Below are 19,223 nucleotides of genomic sequence, written 5' to 3' on the forward strand. Positions count from 1 at the left end.
TGATTATTTTATAAATTAACAATGGATATTATTGATAGACTACAGGAAATAATTACGTACGAAGGAATGAATGTATCGTCATTTGCAAAAAAAATAGGGGTTGTCGATCAAACTATTAGAGGGATAGTAGTGCAGAGAAGAAATAAGCCCGGATTTGACATACTGGATAAAATACTTCAAACATTTAATTGGGTTAGTGCAGAATGGCTGATAACAGGCAAAGGAGAGATGGTAAAAAGAGAATATACGACTCAAACAGAACAAAATCCATCTATACATGAATTGATTCAATACTTAAAAGAAAAAGATTTGAGAATAGAAGCGCTCATTGAGGAGAAAATGGAATGGAAAATAAAATTTGAAATGAGAGAAAAAGGATTGTATAAATAAACGAAATCGAACAAAACATTTAATTGACGGTGTGTGCAACAAAATTCTTGCCTTGATTACTCTTCGAAGAATCGATTTATTAATCCAACTTTTTTATCTACATTTGCCACCTCGTAATACGAATAAAAAGAAGCATGAATAAACAAGTAGTCATTCTCTGCGAAAAACTGGAAACAAGTCTGGCACTGGCTGTTGAAAAGTGCCCTCACGACAAGCTATTCATCCTTACCGATGAGCACACCCATCGCTTGTGCATGCCTGCCATGCGCAAAGTAAGCTACCTCAACAACGCCATCGAAATAGCCATCGGTGCAGGCGATGTACACAAAACACTCGAAAGTCTTGCTGCCGTATGGCAGGTATTAAGTACACAGGGAGCCACACGCCACTCATTACTCATCAACCTGGGAGGCGGCATGATCACTGACCTAGGAGGTTTTGCAGCAGCTACATTCAAGAGAGGCATTGCTTATATCAACATACCTACCACCTTACTTTCAATGGTCGACGCTTCGGTGGGTGGTAAAACCGGAATCAACTTCAATGGTCTTAAAAACGAGGTAGGAGTCTTTGCCCCTGCTGCCAGTGTGTTGATTGAAACCGAATTCCTACGTAGCTTAAACGATGAAAACTTTTTTTCGGGCTACGCAGAGATGCTAAAGCATGGACTCATCAGTAATACGGCACACTGGGCCGAACTATTGCGTTTCGACACCCTCCATATTGATTATGAAGAACTGAAACAACTAGTGGGGCATTCAGTACAGATTAAAGAGGAGATTGTAGCACAAGACCCCTTCGAACATGGTATCCGCAAAGCGCTCAACCTGGGACATACAGCGGGTCACGCCATCGAAAGCCTGGCACTTGCCGAAGATCGCCCCTTATTACACGGATATGCAGTAGCTTGGGGGATTGTTTGTGAACTCTATCTATCACACATCAAAACCGGATTTCCCAAAGAGAAGATGCGCCAAACCATTCAGTTCATCAAGGAGAACTATGGAACCTTTGCCTTTGACTGCAAGCAATACGACCGCCTTTACGAATTCATGCAACACGACAAGAAGAATTCGGCAGGAGTCATCAACTTCACTTTGCTTAAAGATATAGGAGATATCCGAATTAACCAAACAGCCGATAAGGAGACGATCTTTGAGATGTTCGACTTCTATCGGGAATGTATGGGAAGCTAATTTTACCTCGCCAATTACATTTTAGCCTAAATAATTGCAAAAAAAACATCGAACTATTTGTTAATTCAAAATAAAACGGTACTTTTGCATCCGCAATTCGGGGTATAGCTCAGCCCGGTAGAGTACGCGTCTGGGGGGCGTGTGGTCGCAAGTTCGAATCTTGTTGCCCCGACGAATTGGAAAAGGTTAGTAATCATTAGATTACTAACCTTTTTTAGTTAAGATAACCTATCTTACCTATAGTCATAATTATAGAAGTTCTTCAAACTCTTACGCTGATCAAAAACAATCATTGCACCTCTCACAACACCTGCAAATGCGTTGAAATACGAAACAAATGCAGAAAAAAAACGTTGAATAATGTATCTTTGCAACCCGAATGCCTACAAATAGGTCATAATATCAACCAAAAACTATGCAGAAATTAAAAGAAGAGACCCAAAAGATGGTGCGTCACATCAAGTCCTATCAAATTATTCGCCGCTCATTGATGAGTAGTGCCTTTCAGTATACTGTCATTTTCTTTATTTTGGGAGCTATCTGCTCGGTCATCTTATCGTCATTCAGTTTTGCCAAACCATACGCAATATGGTTATTTGCCTTTACCCATCTGGCTTCGATCATCTTTACTATAGAATACCTATTACGTATCCTTGCTGCACCGGCGAATTATCCTAATCAAAAGGCTTACAAAGCAAGATTCCGCTACTTATTCTCTTTTTATGGACTGGTCGATTTTGTCGCCATTCTCCCCTTTCTGATGATCTACCTACTGTGGGACACCGAAGTGGTGCATCTCATCATCCTGCCCTACATATTCATTGTTTTCAAACTAATTCGCTACTCCAAGTCATTCCGCCTCATCGGTCATGTGCTGCACGAGGTGCGCGATGAACTGATAACAGCCTATACCGCCTGTGGTATTCTGGTCTGTTTCTCTGCCATTCTAATGTACTACATCGAACGCAGTGCACAGCCGGAGGCATTCTCGAACATTGGCGACGGGTTGTGGTGGTCGATTGTATCGTTTACTACCGTAGGTTATGGCGACATTTATCCCATCACCCCGCTGGGTAGAATATTAAGTAGCTTCATCAGCTTGGTGGGCATCGCCATGATTGCCCTGCCTACGGGTATCATCAGTTCGGCCTTTATGACGGCAATGCAGCGAAAAAACAAAAAATAATTCTTATTTTTGCAGCACAAAACAACTAATCAGACATTTATGCGCTACAAACTCTCAGCACCCTCGCAGGTGAAGGCCGTCATTGAGCTACCAGCATCGAAAAGCATCAGCAACCGCGCGCTTATTCTGCACGCATTGGCTCAGGGCGAAGGCAAACTGACCAATCTATCCGATTGTGACGACACACAAGTGATGATTCGGGCACTTGATGGACAGCCGCACGAAGTGATCGACATACTTGCAGCGGGAACGGCCATGCGCTTTCTCACCGCCTATCTGAGTGTTACTCCGGGTATCCGCCTCCTAACCGGAACGCAACGCATGCAGCAACGCCCCATCCGCCTACTGGTTGATGCCCTGCGTCAGCTGGGTGCACACATCGAATACGCTTCCAACGAAGGATATCCACCACTACGCATCAACGGGACAACACTCAGCGGAAACCACATCACGCTCCAAGGCAGTGTCAGCTCGCAATACATCTCGGCACTGTTAATGATAGGACCGATGCTGGAACACGGCCTGAAACTGGATTTAAGCGGAGATATTATCTCACAGCCTTATATCAACCTGACATTGCAGCTGATGCAGGAGTTCGGCGCATCGGCACGGTGGACGAGCGAACACAGCATCTGCGTCGAGCCACACCCCTATCGTAACATTTCCTTTACCGTCGAAAGCGATTGGAGCGGTGCGTCTTATTGGTATCAGATAGCAGCCTTGGCATCCGATGCCGAAATCAGGCTGCAGGGATTGTTCGAAAAGAGCTATCAAGGCGACAGTCGCGGTGCCGAGATATTTGCCCTGCTGGGCGTAGCAACCGAGTTCACGCCCGAGGGTGTACTCTTACGAAAAACTGCCGCACGTCCCGAAAGGCTTGATGAGGATTTTGTCGACATCCCCGATCTGGCACAAACCTTCGTTGTGACTTGCGTACTGCTCAACATCCCCTTCCGATTCACCGGTTTGCAAAGCCTTAAGATCAAAGAGACAGACCGTATCTGCGCCCTGATAACCGAGCTACGCAAGCTGGGCTACGTGCTTGCCGACGAGAATGACAGCGTACTTAGCTGGGATGGCGAACGCTGCCCGGCCGAAGCCACACCGGTGATACAAACCTACGAAGACCACCGCATGGCCATGGCCTTTGCCCCTGCCGCCCTCTGCATCCCAGACATGCGCATTGCAGAGCCGCAGGTGGTGAGCAAGTCGTACCCCCGCTATTGGAGCGACTTAGCGAAAGCCGGATTCGACATAGAGACGGAGGCAGAGGACTGAGAAAGAAACCTTTATTCGATCAAAAACGACTATGTCTACCAAATAAACCTTATATTTGCACCCGCCTGACCATACGAAGGTATAATCTATAAAAACACAACAGGATGAAGAAAACATTACTTTTCTTTGCGGCTGCCCTGTTGGCAGTCCCATACTCTTTCGCACAGTATCAACCCAAGAAAGGTTCGATTGGAACCGAAGTTCAGTTCAATCCGTTCGATCAAGACGGAAAGACCTTTAAGCTCGACGGAGCTAAGGTTCGCTACTTCCTCACAGACCGTGACGCCGTTCGTATCAAGATAGGATTCGGCCTGAACAACAAGGACTTCTCGTCCTCCGAAGACGACAGAAACGACGACTTCCCGAGCAACTCCTATTACAGCCTAGACAGCAAGTACGAATCGACTTCGGGCAATTTCGAATTAAATCTCGGCTACGAACGCCACTTCAGCATCGCCAAGAGATTGAGCGCCTACGTGGGTGCGAGTGCAGGTTTCAACAGACATTTTGCCTCCATCACAAGGAGCATAACCGGAGCGCGTCACGATCAAGAGGGGGACAAGTGGATAACGAGCATCACGATGAGGAGACAGGAAGAAATCAGCAACGGATCCTTTATTCAACTGCGTCCCGAAGCAGGGTTCAGCTCGAATCCGCTCGATAATGTAGACGACCGGGCATATTGGCAGGTCAAAGCAGCCCTATTCACCGGGCTGGACTTCTACGTATACAAGGGGCTTTACCTCGGCACAGAGTTGGGACTGGGACTCAGCAACCAGAAACTCAGCAAGATGAAATGCAGAGTAACCTTCATAGACGAGAACGATGTCAACGACTTCGAGACGAACGACGATGTGCATAACCTAAATCTAGGATTCTACATCGAACCCGTTCTGCGCTTGGGCTGGACGTTCTAAAAGCGCACCCATCTCCACGGCCGCCTTTCAAAACAACATTGGCGGCCGAGGAAATAACATCGGCAACCGAGGAAACAGCACCACCAACCTATCGAAGCAAGACCACCAGCCTATCGAAACGAAACCACCAACCGTTCAAAAAAACACCTGCAGTCGCTCGAAACAGCACCGCCACCCCACCTCACTCCCCTTTCTTTTCGGCAAAATACGCCGCTTCTTTTCGGCAAAATTCAAATTAATCGCTACCTTTGTGCAATAGATTAACAAAGAGCAGCGTATGTGGGTACTGATCGTCAGCCTCCTCTGTCTGGCCATGATAGCGATGACAGCCGGTATCATCCGCAACCGGAGACTGAAACAAAAGATAGAGAGCGGAGAGCTACAAGATTTTCCGGAAGTAACAACGGTCGATGAAGCCTGTTGCGGACAGCACGAGGTCTGCGAGAAAGACAGTTTGCTCGCCGCCGTGAGCAAGCGCATTGAGTATTACGACGACGAGGAGCTCGACCGTTTCATCGGCCGCGCACCCGAGGCGTATACCGGACCCGAGGTCGAACTCTTCCGCGAGATCCTCTATACGATGCAAGACACCGATGTGGCGGGATGGGTACGCAGCCTTCAGCTTCGCGGCATCGCGCTGCCCGATGCGGTCAAAGACGAGGTATTTCTCATCATCACCGAGCGCCGCATACACCCCTAACCCTTTAACCCAATCGCCCTTATGGACTTACTCCAATATACCTTCTTTCAGCATGCACTTCTGGGCAGCCTTTTGGCAAGTGTAGCCTGTGGCATCATCGGCACCTATATAGTGACGCGACGGCTGGTCTTTATCAGCGGAGGCATTACGCACGCCTCGTTCGGCGGCATCGGTCTGGGGGTTTTTGCCGGCGTGTCGCCCATACTCGGGGCGGCGGTGTTTGCCGTGCTATCCGCCTTCGGGGTGGAGTGGCTCAGCAAGCGCAAGGATATGCGCGAGGACTCTGCCATCGCCGTGTTCTGGACGCTGGGCATGGCACTGGGCATTATGTTCAGCTTCATGTCGCCCGGCTTCGCGCCCGACCTCTCGTCGTACCTCTTCGGCAACATACTCACCATCACCCGCACCGACCTGCTGATGCTCGGCATACTGGCCGCGGGGCTGATCGTGTTTTTCAGCCTCTTCCTCCACCCCATCACTTATGTGGCGTTCGACCGCGAGTTTGCCCGCTCGCAAGGTATGCCCGTGGCGGTGTTCGAATACGTACTGATGCTCTTCATCGCCCTCACCATCGTGGCGTGCCTGCGCATGGTGGGCATCGTGCTGGCTATTTCGCTGCTGACGATTCCGCAAATGACCGCCAATCTTTTCACCTATAACTTCAAGCGGATCATCTGGCTCTCAATTCTCATTGGGTTTATCGGATGTCTGGGCGGGCTCTTTATCTCGTATCACTGGAAAGTGCCCTCGGGCGCATCGATCATCTTCTTTTCGATTTTGATCTATGCCGTGTGCAAGATCATCAGGCGATGAGCGGAGGGCGACAACGTATGTAATCATTATTTAGATAGATAGAAATGGAAATTAAGATTGAATCGCTGAACGACATTCAGCAGGCCGCCCGACAATTTGTTGAGGCGATGGGCGATAATACAGTCTTTGCGCTCTACGGCAAGATGGGCGCGGGTAAAACAACCTTCGTCAAGGCATTGTGCGAGGAACTAGGGGTGACGGACGTGATCACGTCGCCCACGTTTGCCATCGTCAATGAGTACCGCAGCGACGAGAGTGGCGAGCTGATTTATCACTTTGACTTCTACCGCATTAAGAAGTTGAGCGAGGTGTACGACATGGGCTACGAGGATTATTTCTTCTCGGGCGCACTTTGCTTCATCGAGTGGCCGGAGTTGGTCGAAGAGTTGCTGCCGGGCGATGTAGTCAAGGTAAGCATCGAGGAGTGCGAGGATGGCAGTCGCTTGATCAAGTTATGACGCCGCACTACATCGTACAGGCGATTTTCGCCCTCGGTGGAGCGATGGCGCTGCTGGCGGCTCTGTTTAACTGGGAGTGGTTCTTCGGTGCGCGCAACGCACAGTCGGTGGTGCGCAGCGTAGGTCGCCCGCGAGCGCGCTGGTTTTATGGCGTGGTGGGTGCGCTGTGTATCGGGATGGCGGTGTACTTCTTCCTCGAAACGCTTGCACAGTCGTAAGTTTAACTGCTCAAAGCTATAAATCCAACTACTCGCAAGGGTGATTTTAACTGAGAGCAAACGTAAATTCAACTACTCACAAGAGCAGTTTTAGCCGCTCACAAGCGTAGTTTTAACTACATACGTACGTAAGTTATTTTATGCACGTATATAATTTTGGCTACATACGTATGTAATGGTGTGTTACATACGTATGTAGACAAACGTACATACGTGCGTAATTTATTTTAGGTACGTATGTAATTTCTACCGCTTCCGTTTGTAGGCAAATGCCTGCCAGCGCTCCTCGCTGTGGGCATGCTGCTGCATCTCCCAACGGGCCATGACGAAAAGCAGATCGGACAGTCGGTTGATGAAGCTAAGCACGGCCTCCTCGACCGCGTCTTGCCGATGCAGCGTCCACAACCTACGCTCGGCGCGACGGGCGACGGTGCGGGCAAATTGCAGTTGTGCCGATACGGGCGTGCCGCCGGGTAGAATGAAATAACCGTTGTCTGCCAGCTCCGCCGTGAGCGCGTCCATCTGCTGTTCGCACCAGGCGGTGGCTTCGGGCATGAGGGCATTGGGGTTCTGGTGGCGCAGTTCGCACGGGGTGGCTACGCGGCTCATGACCACCATCAGCTCCATCTGTATGGTGCGGAGCGTGGGGTCGAAGAGGTGTTCGGGCGCAAGCAGGGAGCGGACGATGCCGAGGAGTGAGTTCAGTTCGTCGATCACGCCATTGGCTTCGATGCGGATATCGTCTTTTTCGACGCGGCTGCCTCCGTGGATGCCGGTGGTTCCGCGGTCGCCGGTACGGGTGTATATTCGTTTCATACGTTGGGGTTAAGAGGGTTCGAATTTAAGTAAAGAGCGCGAGCACATCCGTCTCGCCCCAATAAAGATGGGTATAGCTTGCAAGGACGTTTTGCTGCCGGAACACAGGCGTGTCGACCCGTCCGCCACGGGCATCATACAGCGTGGCGGCAGAGGAGGGAACGCTTGCATCGGGAACGATCTGCGTATAGTGAAACTCGTGTCCGCGCAACGTCCGTCCGCCCCACTCGAAGCTACGGTAACCGAGCGACAGGCGGCGGTGGGGTTTCTCGCTGCCGATCGTCACAGGCAGTACGTCGCACAGGGGGGCAAGCCGTGCTCGTGCGCCACGCCATGCGAGAGGTAGATCATGCCGCCACACTCTGCCAGCACCCGTCCGCCCGAGCGGGCGTAGGCGCGTACGGAGGCAAGCATCGACACATTGCCCGCAAGCGCATCGAGGTGCTTCTCCGGGTATCCGCCGGGCAGATAGAGCAGTTCGGTGCCGGGCGGCAAAGCCTCATCGCGCTCGGGGTCGAAGAACGATACACTGCCCATGCGCCGGAGTATCTCCAGATGCTCTTCGTAGAGGAAGCAGAAGGACTCTTCGTTGCGTGCTACGCTGATGGCAAGGGGCGCGTGGGGAGGTTCCGTCGCGGACGCGTCGGCCGACGGGGGCAGTGGGCGCATCGTCTGCTCGAGCAGCAGGTCGAGGTCGATATGCGCGTCGATAAGTTCGGCCAGACGCGCAAGCAGCGACTCCTGCGGCAGGCTGAAATCGAGCCCGAGGTAACGGGATTCTTGCGCCAGCTCATCCGCCTTGGGCAGGCATCCGAGGCAACGGATATCGAGGTCGGTACATACCTGCAAGAGCATCTGTCGGTGGCGGGGCGAGCCGACGCGGTTAAAGATCACCCCCACCACCTCCACCTCCGGGCGGAAACGGGTGAAGCCGTAGAGCAGCGCCGCCATCGAGTAGGCCGTAGAGCGGGCGTCGACCACCAGCACCGTAGGCAGGGAGAGCAGCCCGGCGATCTCGGCCGAGGAGCCACGGTCGCGGTCGTAGCCGTCGAAAAGCCCCATCATTCCCTCCACCACACAAGCGTCGGCTCCCTCCGTATGCCGGGCGTAGAGCGCACGTACGTGGCCGGGCGTGGCCATGAACGTATCGAGATTTATCGACGGACGGCCGCAAACGGCGGTATGGAATTTCGTATCGATATAATCGGGACCGCATTTGTACGGCTGCACCCTATATCCCTTTCGGCTCAAGGCCGCCATCAGCCCGCGGCAGAGGGTGGTTTTGCCACTTCCCGACGAGGGGGCGGCCAGGAGAAACTGTGGTATCTGCAACTCTGTCTTCATCTGCATGCGTTGTTATTTCTGCGAACAAAGATAGGCAATCAAATTTAATTATATCAAAAGAATCCTTATCTTTGCAACCGCTTTGGTGATACTTTCCTCTTTCTGAGGAGGGTATAAAAGGGAATCCGGTGATGAATCCGGAACAGTGCCCGCTACTGTAAAGCTCCTCTCCACTTTATTATATAGGAGAGCTAAACGAGAGATCCATTCTACTACATGCCACTGTCTGCGCGGATGCGGAAAGACGGGAAGGCTGTTCTCTCGCCGAGCCAAGTCAGGAAACCTGCCAGGCAGATTAGAGATAACCATACCTTCCCGGGGTCAGGACGGTCGTTTATTAACACATTTACCCAAAAAACATCTATGAAGAAAAGATGCTTATTCGTCGTCCTGTTGGCAGGATGTACAGTAACGGCTGCGTTCGCGCAAGAACCGGCCAAACCGAGCAACCAAGAGTTGAGCGTAGAGCTCAATCCGGTAGTAGTTACAGGCACAGGCACACACAACCGTCTGAAAAACACACCCGCACCGGTAGACGTGGTGACGGCTGCCGACATCAAGAAGGCGGGAATCACAGACTTTCAGCAGGCGATGACGATGCTCGTACCCTCGCTCTCTTTCTCCACCACCGCCATGGGCTCGTACTTGATAATGAACGGACTTTCGAACAAGTACGTGCTCGTTCTCATCAATGGAAAAAAACTGATAGGCGATGCGCTCAATAACATCGACCTGTCGCGCATCGACATGAACAACGTGAAGCGCATCGAGGTGCTCAAGGGAGCCGGATCGGCACTCTACGGGAGCGATGCCATCGGAGGAGTGATAAACATTATTACCGACACGCCCATCAACCTGCTCACCGTAACGAGCAACACGCGGGTAGAGGAGTACGGACAATTCACCCAAGGGGCAACGGTCGATGTGTCGACCAGCAAGTTCGGCTCACATACCTCCTACACCCGTCGGCAAGCGGATGGGTGGCAACTCAGCGGCGTGGAGGAGAATGGCGAGGCTACCACGAAGAATGCCTCGAACGCTTTCTACTCGAACATCCTCAACCAGCAATTTACCTTTACACCCAACGATAAGATATCGGGCTACGTGGAGGGCGGATTCTTCGACCGGAAGGTAAAACGCCCTACACCCGTATATAATTACGATTTGGGTTATGATTCGTACAATCTGGGAGCGGGTGCAAAGTACCGTTTCAACGAGAAAGCTTACATTCAGCTTGATCTGAAGAATGATAACTACGACACCAAATATCATTATACCGTAGATGGGAAGAATAATAAGGTGGGCGACAGCGAGCGCGTGAAACGCCAGCGGTACTATCAGGCGAACCTGAAGGGTTTTATCCGCACCGGCGAAAATGCGCGTACGGTGCTCGGCTTGGAGTACGTCAATGAGTCGCTCGAACGCGCCTCGTTCGGCGTCGACAAGGCGGTTTCGACCTACGCCGCTTATGCACAGGAGGAGATGACGCTACTCAAAGAGCTTCGGGTGGTAGCCGGTTTGCGCTATACGTATCACGAGAATGCGGGTAGCAACGTAACGCCCAAAATTGCGCTTATGTACCGACTCGGACACTTCAACCTGCGTGCGCAGTATGCGGCAGGGTTTCGCGCGCCGGCACTCGACGAGCTCTACAAACTCTCGCTCTCGACCCGCGGAACGGCTGCACTCGGTATCGGCAACACAAACCTACACGCCGAGAAGAGCCACTACGGTTCGGTAAATGTAGAATACACCAATGCATGGCTGTCGGTGGGCGTGACGGGCTACATCAACAGCATTCGCGATATGATCAACGCCCGTACCGTGAAGCTGGCAGACATGAGCCCGGCGGAGCAGGAAGAGATCAAAAAGCTGGCTCTCATGGCCGAAGGTGCCACGCCGGAGGGTGTAGCCAAACTGAAGAACGTGACCCGTTTCGTCAACGACGAAGACGCGCTGGTCAAGGGCTTCGAGGTAAACCTCAACAGTAACCTCGGCGCGGGATTTTCGCTCGGTGGAAGCTACGTTTACACCTATGCGCGCAATAAAGACATCGAGACCGGCTGGCGTCCGATTCAGTTGAGCGTGCGCCATTCGGGCAGTGTCAACGCCAATTACGTACGTTCGTGGGGAGACTACCGCTTGAATGTAAATCTCAACAGCCGCATACAAAGCAAACGCACGCACCTCACGCTGACCAAGGGCGAATGGGAGGACGAGTCGGCACCCGGTTTCGCCCTGTGGAACCTCAATACGCGCCACAGCTTCGACGGGTTCGAACATTTCACCATAGAGCCCGGCATCGGGGTGGACAACCTTCTCAATAAAGTAGACCGCCGTCCGTACGGAGTCAACTACTCGTCGCTGAATCCCGGTCGCACCGTGTATGTCAGTCTGTTGCTACGCTTCAAAAAATAAAACCGATGAAACAAATGATTCTCTCTTTACTTTTCTCCGTTTCCCTCTTCTGCCAAGCGCAAGAAGAGGGAAACTTCACCGCCTCGGATATGCTCGCTAGTATGCAACCCGGCGACAAGGCGGCACTGCTGATGGTTCACTTCGGAACTACCTACGATGAAACACGCACGCGCACCATCGACGCCATCAACGCCAAGGCACGACAAGCGTTTCCCGAACTGGAACTGCGCGAGGCGTACACTTCGCGCATCATCATGCGCCGCCTGCGCGCACGCGGCATCGACAAGCCCAACCCTGCCGAAGCCTTGAAGCAACTCCATGCCGATGGCTATACGCACGTGGTGATACAGAGTACCAACATTATCGAAGGCGTAGAAATGGAGTCGTTGCGCCGCGATGCGGCTTCGCTCGCGGGGCTGTTCAAGGAGGTGCGCGTGGGCACTCCGCTGCTCTATTCGGTAGCCGATGCCGAAGCGGTGGTAGGCATTCTTGCCGCCACGAAACCTGCCACGGGAAGCGTGGTGCTGGTCGGTCACGGCACGTATACGCCCAGTACGGCTTCGTACGCGCTCATCGACTATATGTTCAAGGCACACGGATGGAACGATTTCCACGTAGGCACGATCGAGGGCTACCCCACGTTCGAAACGATGCTTGCCCAGCTCAAAGCCGGGCAGGCGAAGGAGGTGACGCTCGTTCCGTTCATGTTCGTAGCGGGCGATCATGCGAGCAACGATATCGCCGTAGACTGGCGCGAGGCACTCGAGAAGGAGGGCTTCGCCGTCAACGTACGGATGCAGGGATTGGGCGAACTGCCCGAAATTCAGGAGCTGTTCATCGACCACGCCCGCTTCATCCTTAAACATCGCATGGTCGATATCATGGAAAAGAAAGCCAAATACGCAACCGATAAAGATTAACCACAAAAGAAAAAAAGAAATGAAAAGACTATATAGCTGCCTATTACTGGGCTGCCTGATAGTGAATGCCGTACAGGCACAGCATAAGAGCGGTTCGCAAAACCGTTCGAGCAAAGAGAAATACACGAACCTGCAAGACACCGTTTTCGCCATCAACGAGGTCGTCATCGAAAGCAGACAGAAGAACCGGACGGAGGCACTGAAGCTGGATGTGCCCGCCAAGTTCGTACCCATGTCGACCAACTCCATCAGTGCGGGCATGCTCGAGAAGCGCGACATCCGCAACATACAGGAGGCTGCCCGCTTCCTGCCGGGGGTGCGTTTTCGTACGTCGTACGGAGCGTTTACTCAGTTCTCCATCCGTGGTTTCGACAACTCGGTGATAATGGTCGACGGTGTGCGCGACGAACGCTCGGCCATCGACAATTCCTATCCGTTCATGGACCTCTCTACGGTCGAAAGTATCGAGCTGCTTAAGGGTCCTGCCTCGGCTCTCTACGGACAGTCGGCAGTGGGCGGTGTGCTCAACATCGTCCGCAAGGCACCACAGAGCCGGCAGAGTGTGTACGCCCGGGTAGCCTACGGTAGCTTTTACCACAAGCAGGCTACCTTCGCTACAGGCGGCAAGCTGATCGGTCCGCTCAACTACCGCGCCAGTGTGAACTGGCAGGGGCAAGAGGGCTGGAGAAGCAACGCGACCGAACGCCTGTCGGGCTACCTCACCGTAGGCGGACAACTGACCGAGAAGGATGCCATCGATATCCGCATCGGAACCAACCGCGACTTCTATGCGACCGAAATCGGGTTGCCTGCCACGATGTCCAACGATATCTTCGCCACGGCCGATAACAGCAAGTACCTCAGTAAGGGCGACCTACTGCCGGGGCTCGACCGCACGGCGCGCTACAACAGCGAGTCGGACTTCATGTACAACCGCGGCTTCAACGCTTCGGCGCAGTACAAACATACGTTCGGCTCCGCCGCTAAGCTGATGAACAAGCTCTCGTACACGTACGATGACATCGACTACTTCGGAACCGAATCGCTCGACTATCTTACCAGCGACAAGCCTATCTACAAACACTACTACATGACCAAGGACAAAGCAGGAAACGACCAGAAAAAATACATCGCACTCGATTCGATCTATTACAGTTATCCGCTGCGTTTCTCGCACATTGCCCAAACAGTGAACAACCAGTTGGAAGTGAGCGGCCACTTCTACACCGGTGGGCTGAAGCACAACTACCTGGGCGGCTACACCCTTGTTGCCCTGATGCGCACCTCGTACATGGCTTACGGCAAAGGAAGCACAGGTGCCACCGGCCCGGGAACTACCGGACACGGATCGGTGTATAACCCGCACAGCATCGGTTGGATGGAAGCACCCTTCCGGTTTGCAACCGTACAGCGCCGCTTCATGCATGGCTTCTACCTGCAAGACCTCATCGAATTCAGCGATCAGCTCAAGATGCAGCTATCGGGACGCTACGATCTTTTCCGGTACAAAACCGCCAATACCAACGCACTCAACGGCCAGCGGGAATATGAGGAACCGAACGACGATGCGTTCAACCGCATCACCAATGGCGCATTCACTTTCCGCACGGGACTGGTGTATCTGCCCACGGAGCATTTCTCGGTGTACGGCTCGTACGGAACGTACTTCAAACCCATCACTACGCTCTACGACGCCAACACCATCTATGTAGACAAGAACGGGAACACGTTCACCCCCGTCAACGGCAAAGAGGTATTTAAGCCCGAGAAAGGTTTTCAGTTGGAAATAGGTGCGCGCTACGAAATCAGTACCACCTTGCAGGCCAATATGAGCCTGTTCTATATCAATAAGAATAACATCAAGCAGAAGCTCGCGAGCAAGGGCGACGTCGTGAACGGTGTTCCCCTGCCCATGCAGGTGCAGGGACAGGTGGGACGGATGGACTCCAGAGGTTTCGATATGGACATCACGTGGAGGCCACTATCCAACCTCTCGCTTACTACCGGATACGGGTATACCGATGCACAAGTGCGCGAAATGGCGAGCAACATCTACATGAGTTCCGACCAGAACAAGGGGAAACAGTATCCGCAGATTCCGAAACATACCTTCTATGCCTACGGTGCCTATACCGTATCGAAAGGTGCGCTTAAAGGCTTCGGGGTGAACATGGATACCAGCTATCAGGATAAGGTATACCGCAATACAGGAAACAGCAGCCAGTTCGATGCCTATTGGCTCACCGATATCGGTTGCTCGTACACCCTGCCGAACAATATCCGCTTGGGTCTGAACATCAACAACCTCTTTGGTAAGGAGTACTACAACCAGGCATTGGGCAACCAGTTGGTACCGAGCATGCCTCGTAACTTCATGTTATCCGCCTCTTATACATTATAGAATGATGAAAACGATCACAAGATTCATGTATACCCTTCACAGGATACTGGGCACACTGCTCAGTGTCCTGTTTCTGGTCTGGTTCCTGTCGGCCTTCGTGATGATGTATCACGGATTTCCGCGCGCAGGAGAAGCCGAGAAACAGGCCAAGCAGGAGCTGTTGTCTCTCTCCGACTCGCTTCCGCCGATAGACGAAGTGATGGCACGCATACCTTCGGGACAAAAGGTGAACGCAGTCACCATCGACCGCTTTCTGGGACAGACAGTTTTTCGCGTGCGCACGCCGGAGCAGACATACGAACTGCCCGCCCATGCAACCGATACCCTGCCTGCTGCGAGTGGAAAACGCATCGCACAAATAGCAGCCCTGTGGTGCAAAGCCCCGGTGGCACGCATCGACACCTTGACGCAACTCGACCAATGGATTCCGTTCGGTAAGCTGCGCGAAGAGTTCCCCATCTACAAATTCCACTTCGACGATGCCAAGAAGCACGAGCTCTATATCGGTTCGCAAAGCGGCGAGGTACTGCAATTCACCAATCGCGAAGAGCGTTTCTGGGCTTGGCTGGGTGCTATTCCGCACTGGGTATACTTCACATGGCTGCGACAGGATGCCTCTTTGTGGAGCCTGACAGTGAGTTGGCTTTCGGGTATTGGTTGCCTGATGGTGATAGCAGGTATGTGGATCGGCATACACAACTGGCGCATCGCTCGCAAAGGACGCGGACGATTCTCACCCTACCGCAAACGATGGTACCACTGGCACTACACTACAGGGATTATCTTCGGCCTTTTTGTACTGACGTTTACGTTCAGTGGTATGATGTCGCTGGTCGAGGTGCCGGGCTGGATCAGCCAAGCAACACTCAAGGTCAAGCCCCTCCGGGAAATCAGAAAAGGAGGAGCAAGTCCGACCGATTATCCGTTGGACTACCGCCGCGTCATAGCTGCCTACCCCAACGCATTGCAATTGGAGTGGAATAACTTTCGCTCTGTTCCTTATTATACTGTAAAAGAGAAAAAAAATGAGTTTTTTATAGATGCTTCCGACACACTGCCCCGTGCGTTAAGGCTCAGCAAAGAGCAGATCGTAGCGGGCGTAAAAGCCATACACGGCGATAGCACTACGCTACAAGTCAGCTTGCTGAACCGGTTCGAAACCGATTATCGCGACATGAGCCGGATGTATAGCAACCGCAGTCTGCTGCCCGTGTGGAAAATCACCGTAGCAGATGCCGACGGGAGCTGCTATTACATTCACCCCGAAACGGGCATTGTCAAGTATGTAAACACCCCCGCCCGCTGGAAGTACTGGATGTACACCGCCCTGCACCGCATGCGCATCGGAGTGTTAAATTCGGATGCCACCTTGCGCAAAAGTGTGTTGTGGGTTTTGCTGCTTGGAGGCACAGTCTGCTCACTAAGCGGGGTCATACTCGGCATCAGATACCTAAGACGAAAAGCTCGTTTCTGATATTCTTTTAGCAGAGACACACCCCGATAATCAATATTTTTATGTACGTTTGCACAGCAAGCCATTATATCATTAGCATATGAAACACCCCAAAATTATTGTAGCCGGCATTGGACCGGGCAGTGAGCAAGACATTACCCCGGCTGTACTCGCCGCTGTACAGGAAGCAGATGTAGTCATTGGCTATAAATATTACTTCCAGTTTATCACCTCCTTCCTCAGACCCGGAACCCAATGCATCGACACCGGTATGAAGCGTGAGCGCGCCCGTGCCGAACAAGCTTTCGAGTGGGCGGAACAAGGGCATACCGTGTGTGTCATCAGTTCCGGAGATGCCGGTATCTATGGCATGACGCCACTCATCTATGAAATGAAACGAGAACGTAACAGTTCGGTAGAGATCATCGCCCTGCCCGGTATCAGTGCTTTCCAGAAAGCAGCATCGCTGTTGGGCGCACCCATCGGACACGACTTCTGCGTTATCTCCCTCTCCGACCTGATGACTCCGTGGGAACGCATTGAGAAACGAATCATAGCCGCTGCCCAAGCCGACTTTGTGACCGCCGTCTACAACCCCAAGAGCGAAGGACGATACTGGCAACTCTATCGCCTCAAAGAGCTTTTCCTTCGGGAAGGACGCTCCAAGGAGACGCCTGTAGGCTACGTTCGCCAAGCAGGACGCCCCGAACAGGAGGTACACCTTACGACTCTTGCCGAATTCAATCCCGAAGAGATTGATATGTTTACCGTCATTATCATCGGCAATTCGCAATCGACCACCTTCAACCACACGTTCATCACGCCCCGCGGCTATTACCGCGAGACTACGGAGAGCGGAACAAGCATCGGGCAGGACATTATGATACGCAGCTTCCGCACCATCGAAGCCGAGCTGACGAACAAAAACATTCCACTCGATCACAAATGGGCGTTGCTGCACGCTATCCATACCACCGCCGATTTCGATATGGAGCGCTTGCTGTACACCGACCCCGGTGCGGTGGCGTCGCTCTACGAGCAGTTCCGCTCGCAGGCAATAAAAACCATTATTACCGACGTAACCATGGCGGCATCGGGCATCCGCAAAGGAGCGTTGCAACGGCTCGGTGTCGAGGTGAAATGCTACCTGCACGATGAGCGCGTAGCCGCACTCGCTGCCCAAAAAGGGATTACCCGCACACAAGCAGGCATCCGCCTGGCCGTAGAGGAGCATCCCGGCGCACTCTACGTATTCGGCAACGCACCCACCGCCTTGATGGAGCTATGCGAGTTAACCCGCAAAGGGAAAGCAACCCCTGCCGGAATCATTGCCGCACCCGTGGGTTTTGTGCACGTAGAAGAGTCGAAGCACATGACCAAACCCTTTATCAACCTCCCCAAACTGATTGTAGAAGGGCGCAAAGGGGGCAGTAATCTGGCTGCTACGCTGGTCAACGCTATCTTATGCTACAACGATGCCGAACAACTAAAACCAGGAAGAGATGTCTGAGCAATCCTTTATCCTGATCGGCCTGGACGATAACCGTCAGCAGTACTTCCCCCCGCAGGTGGAAGAGTTGATACGGAACGGACACCTCTTCTCGGGAGGTGTGCGCCACCGGGAGATTGTAAAGGAGCACCTGCCCGAAGGAGCTGTCTGGATACCCATTACGGTGCCGCTCGACCCGGTGTTCCGCGCCTACGCAACCCATCGCGAACCGATTATCGTTTTTGCTTCGGGTGATCCGCTTTTCTTCGGATTCGCGGTGACGATACAGAAGCGCCTACCCGATGCTTCCATCTGCCTGTATCCGGCGTTCAACTCGCTGCAAACACTGGCTCACCGATTGGTGATGAGGTATGACGATATGCGTACCGTCTCACTGACCGGGCGCCATTGGCACGAGTTCGACCGGGCACTGATAGAGCGCAGCCCCAAGATAGGTGTGCTGACCGACCGCGAACACACTCCCGCTACGATTGCCGCACGTATGCTTGCCTACGGATATGGCCGGTACAGCCTCTATCTAGGCGAACACTTGGGCAACCGGGAAAAAGAGCGCATTCGCCACCTCACGCTGCAAGAAGCTACACAGGCAACATTCGAACACCCCAACAACCTGCTGTTAGTAGCCAATAGTCCCTTGCCACCGCGACCGTTCGGCATCCCCGACGAGGCGTTTGCCCACCTCGACGGCCGTTCACGCATGATAACCAAAGCACCCATCCGGCTGGTTACACTCAGCCAACTGAACCTCGGCGCTTGTAACTCGTTTTGGGATGTAGGCTTCTGCACCGGCTCGGTATCCATCGAAGCTAAGCTACAGTTTCCACATCTCTCGGTCACTGCGTTCGAGATCCGTCCCGAGGGTGAAAAGCTAATGAACGATAATAGCCGCCGCTTCGGCACACCCGGCATTGAGACGTACATCGGCGACTTTCTGGCAGCCGACCTCAGTCGCTACCCCCGCCCCGATGCGGTCTTTATCGGCGGACACGGAGGCAAGCTCAACGAGATCATTCTCCGCCTCAGCAAAGTATTGCTGCCCGGAGGAGTGATCGTTCTCAACGCAGTACAGCCCGAAAGCAAAGCACTTTTTGAGGCAGGCGTGTCGGCAGCCGGATTCCGACAACTTCCCGGTATGCAACTTGCTATCGATACCTATAACCCCATTGAGATACTCAAAGCAGTATCTCCGATCATAGAACCATAAT

At 52.7% G+C, this 19,223-nt stretch carries 16 protein-coding genes, 1 tRNA gene, 1 pseudogene and 1 riboswitch; of the genes and pseudogenes, 16 read left to right on the forward strand and 2 right to left on the reverse strand.

Annotation, left to right across the window (positions count from 1 at the left end; all coding sequences use genetic code 11):
• Positions 1-21 precede the first annotated feature (21 nt).
• The 10 genes from TY03_RS08080 to TY03_RS08125 all read left to right on the forward strand — a co-directional run bounded on the left by TY03_RS08080 (position 22) and on the right by TY03_RS08125 (position 7,156).
• Positions 22-390: a helix-turn-helix domain-containing protein gene (locus TY03_RS08080; protein WP_042368790.1), complete on the forward strand. Its 369-nt coding sequence runs from the start codon at positions 22-24 to the stop codon at positions 388-390.
• Between the two features lie 134 nt (positions 391-524).
• A complete protein-coding gene (gene aroB, locus TY03_RS08085) occupies positions 525-1,586 on the forward strand; it encodes a 3-dehydroquinate synthase (RefSeq protein WP_042368792.1) in 1,062 nt (353 codons plus the stop codon).
• A 98-nt stretch (positions 1,587-1,684) separates the two neighbouring features.
• Positions 1,685-1,758 (forward strand) — tRNA-Pro (locus tag TY03_RS08090).
• A 243-nt stretch (positions 1,759-2,001) separates the two neighbouring features.
• Positions 2,002-2,772 (forward strand): ion transporter, encoded by a 771-nt coding sequence (locus tag TY03_RS08095; protein ID WP_230201924.1) that lies wholly within the window; start codon positions 2,002-2,004, stop codon positions 2,770-2,772.
• 39 nt (positions 2,773-2,811) lie between these two features.
• A complete protein-coding gene (locus tag TY03_RS08100) occupies positions 2,812-4,050 on the forward strand; it encodes a 3-phosphoshikimate 1-carboxyvinyltransferase (RefSeq protein ID WP_042368794.1) in 1,239 nt (412 codons plus the stop codon).
• Positions 4,051-4,154: 104 nt separating this feature from the next.
• A complete protein-coding gene (locus TY03_RS08105; protein WP_042368795.1) occupies positions 4,155-4,967 on the forward strand; it encodes a hypothetical protein in 813 nt (270 codons plus the stop codon).
• 277 nt (positions 4,968-5,244) lie between these two features.
• Positions 5,245-5,667 (forward strand): hypothetical protein, encoded by a 423-nt coding sequence (locus tag TY03_RS08110; protein ID WP_042368797.1) that lies wholly within the window; start codon positions 5,245-5,247, stop codon positions 5,665-5,667.
• A 21-nt stretch (positions 5,668-5,688) separates the two neighbouring features.
• Positions 5,689-6,480 (forward strand): metal ABC transporter permease, encoded by a 792-nt coding sequence (locus tag TY03_RS08115; RefSeq protein WP_042368799.1) that lies wholly within the window; start codon positions 5,689-5,691, stop codon positions 6,478-6,480.
• A 44-nt stretch (positions 6,481-6,524) separates the two neighbouring features.
• A complete protein-coding gene (gene tsaE / locus TY03_RS08120) occupies positions 6,525-6,938 on the forward strand; it encodes a tRNA (adenosine(37)-N6)-threonylcarbamoyltransferase complex ATPase subunit type 1 TsaE (protein ID WP_042368801.1) in 414 nt (137 codons plus the stop codon).
• Entirely contained in the window at positions 6,935-7,156 is a 222-nt protein-coding gene (locus tag TY03_RS08125; protein WP_042368803.1) for an immunity 17 family protein, read from the forward strand. The genes tsaE and TY03_RS08125 overlap by 4 nt, the downstream gene beginning before the upstream one ends.
• A 246-nt stretch (positions 7,157-7,402) precedes the next feature.
• On the opposite strand, the gene TY03_RS08130 is transcribed toward TY03_RS08125, so the two are convergent.
• Together TY03_RS08130 and TY03_RS08135 are read right to left on the reverse strand one after the other, a co-directional pair.
• The gene (locus tag TY03_RS08130; RefSeq protein ID WP_042368805.1) at positions 7,403-7,972 is read right to left on the reverse strand and encodes a cob(I)yrinic acid a,c-diamide adenosyltransferase; all 570 of its coding nucleotides are present in this window, start codon (positions 7,970-7,972) and stop codon (positions 7,403-7,405) included.
• 25 nt (positions 7,973-7,997) lie between these two features.
• Positions 7,998-9,316: pseudogene (locus tag TY03_RS08135) on the reverse strand (cobyrinate a,c-diamide synthase).
• Between the two features lie 66 nt (positions 9,317-9,382).
• Positions 9,383-9,621, forward strand: a riboswitch (cobalamin riboswitch).
• A gap of 58 nt (positions 9,622-9,679) precedes the next feature.
• On the opposite strand from TY03_RS08135, the gene TY03_RS08140 reads away from it, so the two are divergent.
• From TY03_RS08140 to TY03_RS08165, 6 genes are all read left to right on the forward strand, one after another.
• A complete protein-coding gene (locus TY03_RS08140) occupies positions 9,680-11,734 on the forward strand; it encodes a TonB-dependent receptor plug domain-containing protein (protein WP_042368807.1) in 2,055 nt (684 codons plus the stop codon).
• Between the two features lie 5 nt (positions 11,735-11,739).
• Entirely contained in the window at positions 11,740-12,654 is a 915-nt protein-coding gene (locus tag TY03_RS08145; protein WP_042368808.1) for a sirohydrochlorin cobaltochelatase, read from the forward strand.
• 19 nt (positions 12,655-12,673) lie between these two features.
• Complete coding sequence (locus TY03_RS08150; protein ID WP_042368810.1) at positions 12,674-15,055, forward strand: TonB-dependent receptor; 2,382 nt, start codon at positions 12,674-12,676, stop codon at positions 15,053-15,055.
• Positions 15,056-15,059: 4 nt separating this feature from the next.
• Positions 15,060-16,529 carry a PepSY-associated TM helix domain-containing protein gene (locus TY03_RS08155; protein WP_042369322.1) on the forward strand — a complete coding sequence of 490 codons (1,470 nt, stop codon included), beginning with the start codon at positions 15,060-15,062 and terminating at the stop codon, positions 16,527-16,529.
• 79 nt (positions 16,530-16,608) lie between these two features.
• A complete protein-coding gene (gene cobJ, locus TY03_RS08160; RefSeq protein WP_042368813.1) occupies positions 16,609-18,018 on the forward strand; it encodes a precorrin-3B C(17)-methyltransferase in 1,410 nt (469 codons plus the stop codon).
• On the forward strand, positions 18,011-19,222 hold the full coding sequence (locus TY03_RS08165) for a bifunctional cobalt-precorrin-7 (C(5))-methyltransferase/cobalt-precorrin-6B (C(15))-methyltransferase (protein WP_042368815.1): 1,212 nt from the start codon (positions 18,011-18,013) through the stop codon (positions 19,220-19,222). Before cobJ ends, TY03_RS08165 begins: the two co-directional genes overlap by 8 nt.
• Position 19,223: the final 1 nt, after the last annotated feature.

Origin of the sequence: Bacteroides neonati (assembly GCF_000499785.1) — a bacterium.
Classification (GTDB): domain Bacteria; phylum Bacteroidota; class Bacteroidia; order Bacteroidales; family Bacteroidaceae; genus Bacteroides; species Bacteroides neonati.

Bases quoted from the DNA above. Each gene is read 5' to 3' on its own strand.
- TY03_RS08140 (WP_042368807.1), top strand. From the start codon at position 9,680: ATGAAGAAAAGATGCTTATTCGTCGTCCTGTTGGCAGGATGTACAGTA.
- cobJ (WP_042368813.1), top strand. From the start codon at position 16,609: ATGAAACACCCCAAAATTATTGTAGCCGGCATTGGACCGGGCAGTGAG.
- TY03_RS08145 (WP_042368808.1), top strand. From the start codon at position 11,740: ATGAAACAAATGATTCTCTCTTTACTTTTCTCCGTTTCCCTCTTCTGC.
- tsaE (WP_042368801.1), top strand. From the start codon at position 6,525: ATGGAAATTAAGATTGAATCGCTGAACGACATTCAGCAGGCCGCCCGA.
- TY03_RS08115 (WP_042368799.1), top strand. From the start codon at position 5,689: ATGGACTTACTCCAATATACCTTCTTTCAGCATGCACTTCTGGGCAGC.
- TY03_RS08095 (WP_230201924.1), top strand. From the start codon at position 2,002: ATGCAGAAATTAAAAGAAGAGACCCAAAAGATGGTGCGTCACATCAAG.
- TY03_RS08080 (WP_042368790.1), top strand. From the start codon at position 22: ATGGATATTATTGATAGACTACAGGAAATAATTACGTACGAAGGAATG.
- TY03_RS08130 (WP_042368805.1), bottom strand. From the start codon at position 7,972: ATGAAACGAATATACACCCGTACCGGCGACCGCGGAACCACCGGCATC.
- aroB (WP_042368792.1), top strand. From the start codon at position 525: ATGAATAAACAAGTAGTCATTCTCTGCGAAAAACTGGAAACAAGTCTG.
- TY03_RS08105 (WP_042368795.1), top strand. From the start codon at position 4,155: ATGAAGAAAACATTACTTTTCTTTGCGGCTGCCCTGTTGGCAGTCCCA.
- TY03_RS08100 (WP_042368794.1), top strand. From the start codon at position 2,812: ATGCGCTACAAACTCTCAGCACCCTCGCAGGTGAAGGCCGTCATTGAG.
- TY03_RS08110 (WP_042368797.1), top strand. From the start codon at position 5,245: ATGTGGGTACTGATCGTCAGCCTCCTCTGTCTGGCCATGATAGCGATG.
- TY03_RS08125 (WP_042368803.1), top strand. From the start codon at position 6,935: ATGACGCCGCACTACATCGTACAGGCGATTTTCGCCCTCGGTGGAGCG.
- TY03_RS08155 (WP_042369322.1), top strand. From the start codon at position 15,060: ATGAAAACGATCACAAGATTCATGTATACCCTTCACAGGATACTGGGC.
- TY03_RS08165 (WP_042368815.1), top strand. From the start codon at position 18,011: ATGTCTGAGCAATCCTTTATCCTGATCGGCCTGGACGATAACCGTCAG.
- TY03_RS08150 (WP_042368810.1), top strand. From the start codon at position 12,674: ATGAAAAGACTATATAGCTGCCTATTACTGGGCTGCCTGATAGTGAAT.